Here is a 6,303-nt window from a genome sequence, read left to right on the forward strand (position 1 = left end):
CACTCATGAGCGCGTCCGGCGGAACCAAGGCGATCGTGGCGGCGCTCGTCGCCAACCTGTCGATCGCCGTGGCCAAATTCGTAGCGTTCCTCTTCAGTGGTTCCTCGTCGATGCTCGCCGAGAGCGTCCACTCGCTCGCCGACTCGGGCAACCAGGGCCTGCTGCTGCTCGGCGGCAAGAAGGCCAAGCGGGAGGCCACCCCGCAGCACCCGTTCGGCTACGGGCGCGAGCGCTACATCTACGCCTTCCTCGTCTCCATCGTCCTCTTCTCGGTCGGCGGCATGTTCGCGGTTTACGAGGGCTACGAGAAGATCAAGGACCCGCACGAGATCACGGCCTGGTACTGGCCGGTCGGGGTCCTGGTCTTCGCGATCATCGCCGAGATCTTCTCCTTCCGTACGGCGATCAAGGAGTCCAACGAGACGCGCGGCGACCGTTCCTGGACCGAGTTCGTCCGCCGCTCCAAGGCGCCCGAACTCCCCGTCGTCCTCCTCGAAGACCTCGGCGCCCTCGTCGGCCTGGTGCTCGCTCTCGGAGGCGTCGGCCTCGCCCTCGTCACCGGCAACGGCGTCTGGGACGGCATCGGCACCCTCTGCATCGGCATCCTGCTGATCATCATCGCGATCATCCTGGCCGCCGAGACGAAGTCGCTCCTGCTCGGGGAGTCCGCCGGCCTGGAAGAGGTCGAGAAGATCCAGGCGGCCGTGGTGGACGGCGACACCGTCACCGGCATCATCCACATGCGCACCCTCCACCTCGGCCCCGAGGAACTGCTGGTGGCCGCCAAGATCGCGGTCCAGCACGACGACACCGCGGTCGAGATCGCCAACGCCATCAACGCCGCCGAGAACCGGATCCGCGAGGCCGTCCCGATCGCCCGGGTCATCTACCTGGAGCCGGACATTTTCAACGCGGAGGCCGCAGCCTCCGACACCACCCCCGGCAAACCGTCAGACACCCCTTAGGCCCCCCGGCAGCCGTCCGACACCTGGGCCACCCCCCCCGGCAGCTGTCCGGCACCTATGCACCCACCCCCGGCAGTCGTCCGACACCCCGGCCACGAACCCCGGCGCGAACCCCGGCGCGAACCCCGGCCACGAACCCCGACACGGGTACGGCCCCGACCTCACCCCCGATACGGCCGCGACCCAACACTCGTACGACCCCGACCCCGACCCCGCCCCGGGAACCGAAGAATCCCGGCCACCGACCCACCGCACATCAGCCCCGATCGCCCCGGTGACCCCTCACACACGCCCGGCTCCTCGAACGGGCTGGGGCTCACTGGGCCGTTCGGTGTAGATTCGGATACGGAACAGACGTCGCTGCTGATGGCGGTCGACCGGTCCGCGGATGCGAGCCGGGCGAGGGACAGAGGGCCTCCGACGGACTGCACTGCGAACGCTCGGGCATTCGTGTGTCCGTCGCCGCAGCGTCAGCCCAACAGCCCACCCTCGACCCATCACGAGGAGCAGCCCGTTATGACGACGGTCGCCAACAACCAGGACTTCAAGGTCGCCGACCTTTCTCTCGCCGCCTTCGGCCGCAAGGAGATCACTCTCGCCGAGCACGAGATGCCCGGCCTGATGTCGATCCGCAAGGAGTACGCCGCCGCGCAGCCGCTGGCCGGTGCGCGGATCACCGGCTCGCTGCACATGACCGTGCAGACGGCCGTACTCATCGAGACCCTCGTGGCCCTCGGTGCCGAGGTCCGCTGGGCCTCCTGCAACATCTTCTCCACCCAGGACCACGCCGCCGCGGCCATCGCCGTCGGCCCGAACGGCACCCCGGAGGCCCCCGCGGGCGTCCCGGTCTTCGCCTGGAAGGGCGAGACGCTTGAGGAGTACTGGTGGTGCACGGAGCAGGCGCTGACCTGGCCGAACACCCCCACCGGCGGTCCGAACATGATCCTGGACGACGGCGGTGACGCCACCCTCCTCGTCCACAAGGGCGTCGAGTTCGAGAAGGCTGGCGCGGCCCCGGACCCGTCGACGGCGGACAGCGAGGAGTACGCGTACATCCTCACCCTGCTGAACCGCACCCTCGGCGAGTCCCCGCAGAAGTGGACCCAGCTGGCGTCCGAGATCCGCGGTGTCACCGAGGAGACGACGACCGGTGTGCACCGCCTCTACGAGATGCACCGTGACGGCACCCTCCTGTTCCCCGCGATCAACGTGAACGACGCGGTGACAAAGTCGAAGTTCGACAACAAGTACGGCTGCCGCCACTCCCTGATCGACGGCATCAACCGCGCCACCGACGTCCTGATCGGCGGCAAGACCGCAGTCGTCTGCGGCTACGGCGACGTGGGCAAGGGCAGCGCGGAGTCCCTCCGTGGCCAGGGCGCCCGCGTGATCATCACCGAGATCGACCCGATCTGCGCACTGCAGGCGGCGATGGACGGCTACCAGGTCGCCACGCTCGACGACGTGGTGGAGCAGGCGGACATCTTCATCACCACGACGGGCAACAAGGACATCATCATGGCCAAGGACATGGCCCGGATGAAGCACCAGGCCATCGTCGGGAACATCGGCCACTTCGACAACGAGATCGACATGGCCGGCCTCGCGCAGATCGACGGCATCGTCAAGGACGAGGTCAAGCCGCAGGTCCACACCTGGACGTTCCCCGACGGCAAGGTCCTCATCGTCCTGTCCGAAGGCCGCCTCCTCAACCTCGGCAACGCCACCGGCCACCCGTCCTTCGTGATGTCCAACAGCTTCGCCGACCAGACCCTCGCGCAGATCGAGCTCTTCACGAAGCCCGAGGAGTACCCGACCGACGTCTACGTGCTGCCCAAGCACCTGGACGAGAAGGTCGCCCGCCTCCACCTCGACGCCCTCGGCGTCAAGCTCACGACGCTCCGCCCCGAGCAGGCCGCGTACATCGGCGTCGAGGTCGACGGCCCGTACAAGCCCGACCACTACCGCTACTGATCCGGCACCGTCGGCGGCCGGGAGGGCGGCACCATCTCCTCCCGGGCCGCCGCACGGCACCGAGCCTCAGCAGCAGCACGTAGCAGGCAGCAGCCAGTGGCCGGCAGCTGACGAGACAGGCCCCCGCACCCCCGTGTCGGGGGCCTGCCCCGTTACCGCCCCCGCACAGCCCGAGGAACCCGAAGGACCCCATGCCCCGCGGCAGGTATTCGCTCCACGACCTTCACGATCACACCCCCCTCGGCGAAGAACACTTCCACTGCGCCCCCGGCCCCTCCGGCTGGCGCTATGTCTCCCAGACCACGTCCCCCTCGGGCGAGCACCTCGGCTCCGTGGATCTGGCCCTGGACGAACTCGGCCGGCCGATCCGTCTCGAACTCCACTCCGCGAGCTGGCAGGTACGAGGAGCCGCCCTGGAAGGCGTCACCTGGGTCCGGACCGACCCGACCGGCGTTCACGCCACCGAAGGCAACGTCCGCGCCCATGCCTTCTCCGGAACCTCCCCCGCGTTCCTCATCGCTCTGACCCGTCTCCTGCGTCTCACCCCCGATTCCCCCGAGACCCGTGTCCGCGTGGTCACCTTCACGGACCCGGTCCTCGCGCCCCGTACCGTCGACCAGTCCTGGGCCCTGGTGAACAGTGAAGCGCACGCCACTGACAACGGCCCCCTGATCGTGGACGAATACCAGGTCAGCGCCCTGGACACCGGGGAGCGGCACACCGTTCACACCGCCGGGGACGTCGTCCTCGCGGCCCCGGGCATCGAGCTGGAACACCTGGAGACACCCCCGTCACCCCGGCACTCGGACCTCCCGGCCCAGAAGACATCCGGCTAACCGGGCGGAGCGAACCCGCCGGAGGAGCCTCCCGCCCCCTTCTGCTGCTCCACCTCACCGGCCTCTGACCCGCCGGACTGTGCGCCACCGGCCTCCGCCCCACCCGACCAACCAGGCCCGGGAGCCTGCGCCGACGAAGAGGGCTGGGCCGGGCCCGATCCGGAGGGCTGCCCCGACCAGGAGGGCTGGACCGGATCCGGCCCGGGGAACTGCGCACCCCCGGAAGACCGGCCCACCCCGGCACCCCCTGACGGCCCGGCAGGCACCGGCGCCGGGCCCGCCTGGCCCCGCGCCCCCGTGAGCACACGCCGGGCATCACGCGCCTGCCGTTCATGAACCACCGCGGCCAGAAACGCGGCCGCCGGAACCCCCTGTGGCGGAGCGATCCCCGTCCGTGCCACCAGCTCGTCGGCCAGCCGGGCCGCCATCGAACCGCCGACACCGGGGTCCAGCTGGTACATCCGCGTCAGGTACTGACGTATCGCGAGCCAGAGCTCGTCCGGAACAGCGGACAGATCCAGTTGCGAGAACCGCCCGACCAACCACGGCGGGGGCGGCGGCACACCGACCGACCGCTGGGCCGCCACCCGCTCCCGGACGACCAGCGTCCCCGCGAAGACGTCACCGAGCCGGCGCCCGCGTGCGGAGACCAGCGAGGCGATACAGGCCACGGTCCCGAACGTCATCAGGATCTCCACGACACCCATCGCACCCCGTACCAGCGCGTGCCGGAACCGGATGGGCCCGCCGTCGTCCCGCACCACACGCAGCCCGCAGGCCAGCTTCCCGAGGGAGCGGCCGTGGCTCAGCGTCTCCACGGCGATCGGCCCACCGACCAGCACCAGCAGGAACGAGGCGACCCCGATGGCCGCGACAGCTGCCTCGTCCAGGGAGACGGAGGCGATGCTCAGAACGACCGAGACGATCAGGAAGACGCACAGAATCACCGCCAGGTCGATCGCCGCCGCCAGAGCCCGGCTCGGCAGCCTCGCCGGACGCAGCCCCAGGACAACCGCGTCCCCGGTCACCAACTCGTTCATCGCGCCCCCACTCTTCCCCGACCTTCTCCACCCCCGGCCGGACCCAGTCTGCCAAGCTGACCCGCAGCGCGCCGCAGTAGTACGGCCCCGTACGCACCCATGCCTGGAGCAACAGCCGCCCATGGACCTCGACGTCTTCGTCACCGCCCACCGCACGGAGTGGGACCGCCTCGACCACCTCCTGCGCCGAGGGCGCCGCCTGACGGGCGCGGAAGCGGACGAGCTCGTCGTCCTCTACCAGCGCACGGCCACCCATCTCTCGCTGATCCAGTCGACCACCCCGGACCCTCTGCTCACCGCGCGTCTCACTCAGCTCGTGGCCCGCGCCCGGGCGACGGTCACCGGCACCCGCAAGGCCTCCTGGCGCGACGCGGCCCGCTTCCTCACGGCGGGGTTCCCCGCAGCGGTCTACCGCTCGCGCCACTGGTGGGTCCCCACCGCGGTGCTCTCCACGGCACTGGCCGCACTCCTGGGCTGGTGGATCGGCGCACACCCCGAGGTCCAGGCCGCGATAGCCGCCCCGGAAGACCTGCGGGCCATGACCCGTCCGGGCGGGGAGTACGAGACCTACTACTCCAGCCACCCGGCGGCATCCTTCGCCGCGCAGGTATGGACGAACAACGCGCAGGCCGCCGCGATGTGCCTGGTCCTGGGCGCGTTCCTCTGCCTGCCGGTGATCTGGATCCTCTTTCTCAACATGCTCAACCTCGGTGTCGGCATAGGACTGATGTCCTCGGCGGGCCGCCTGGACGTCTTCCTCGGCCTGGTCCTCCCGCACGGCCTGCTCGAACTGACCGCGGTGTTCGTGGCCGCCGGTACGGGGCTCCGCCTCGGCTGGACGGTGATCGACCCCGGCCCGCTCTCCCGCCGCACCGCCCTCGCCCAGCAGGGCCGCGCCGCACTGGGCATGGCCATCGGCCTGGCCCTGGTGCTGTTCGTCTCCGGAGTCATCGAAGGCTTCGTGACCCCTTCAGGCCTCCCCACCTGGGCCCGGATCACCATCGGCATCGTCGTTGAGCTGGCCTTTCTCGCGTACGTCTACATCCTCGGCCGCCGCGCGGTGCGGGCCGGCGACACCGGCGACCTCGCAGCGGTCGAACGCAGCGCCGAACTTCCCTCCGCCGCCTGACCACCGGTGTGCGTTCGCCGTCCCCGAGCTGCTAGTCTCCTCTTCGCCCGCAAAAACCGTTGACACGGCAGATGTGGGGAGGTAGATTTAAACGGTTGCCTCGGGCTAGACAAGTCCGAGTGAAGCGCGTAGCGTCTACCTCGCTCGCGCCGGGAAGCTCTTAGTTATCCCGCAGAGCCAAATGATTCCCTTATCTCGATCGCAGGCCGTTCATTCGGCCGCCGCGCTTCTGATAAAGTCGGATCCGCCGAAAGGCAAAGGCCACTCCACAGGCCACCGGAAATCGAATTCGGACCGGAAACGGAACGAAAAAGAGTCTGGTAAAGTTGGAACCGCCGGAAAGGGAAAACGCGAAAGCG

The 6,303-nt window shown here is 69.4% G+C and carries 5 protein-coding genes; 4 read left to right on the forward strand and 1 reads right to left on the reverse strand.

The genetic code is table 11. The annotated features are described in order from the left end of the window. The first annotated feature begins 5 nt into the window (after window positions 1-5). The 3 genes from ACFW9Z_RS20325 (at window position 6) to ACFW9Z_RS20335 (ending at window position 3,775) form a co-directional block, all read left to right on the forward strand. Window positions 6-965, forward strand: coding sequence for a cation diffusion facilitator family transporter (locus ACFW9Z_RS20325; protein ID WP_384642532.1), 960 nt, complete (start codon window positions 6-8; stop codon window positions 963-965). A gap of 516 nt (window positions 966-1,481) precedes the next feature. After that, window positions 1,482-2,939, forward strand: coding sequence for an adenosylhomocysteinase (gene ahcY, locus ACFW9Z_RS20330; protein ID WP_384642534.1), 1,458 nt, complete (start codon window positions 1,482-1,484; stop codon window positions 2,937-2,939). Window positions 2,940-3,130: 191 nt separating this feature from the next. Then, window positions 3,131-3,775, forward strand: coding sequence for a hypothetical protein (locus ACFW9Z_RS20335; protein ID WP_384642536.1), 645 nt, complete (start codon window positions 3,131-3,133; stop codon window positions 3,773-3,775). On the opposite strand, the gene ACFW9Z_RS20340 is transcribed toward ACFW9Z_RS20335, so the two are convergent. Then, window positions 3,772-4,815, reverse strand: a complete 1,044-nt coding sequence (locus ACFW9Z_RS20340) for an RDD family protein (protein ID WP_384642539.1) — start codon at window positions 4,813-4,815, stop codon at window positions 3,772-3,774. The genes ACFW9Z_RS20335 and ACFW9Z_RS20340 overlap by 4 nt on opposite strands. 121 nt (window positions 4,816-4,936) lie before the next feature. Between ACFW9Z_RS20340 and ACFW9Z_RS20345 the strand changes: the two genes are divergently transcribed. Then, window positions 4,937-5,944 carry a stage II sporulation protein M gene (locus tag ACFW9Z_RS20345; protein WP_384642542.1) on the forward strand — a complete coding sequence of 336 codons (1,008 nt, stop codon included), beginning with the start codon at window positions 4,937-4,939 and terminating at the stop codon, window positions 5,942-5,944. Window positions 5,945-6,303 lie beyond the last annotated feature (359 nt).

This window comes from Streptomyces sp. NPDC059452 (assembly GCF_042750035.1).
In the GTDB taxonomy this organism is placed as follows: domain Bacteria; phylum Actinomycetota; class Actinomycetes; order Streptomycetales; family Streptomycetaceae; genus Streptomyces.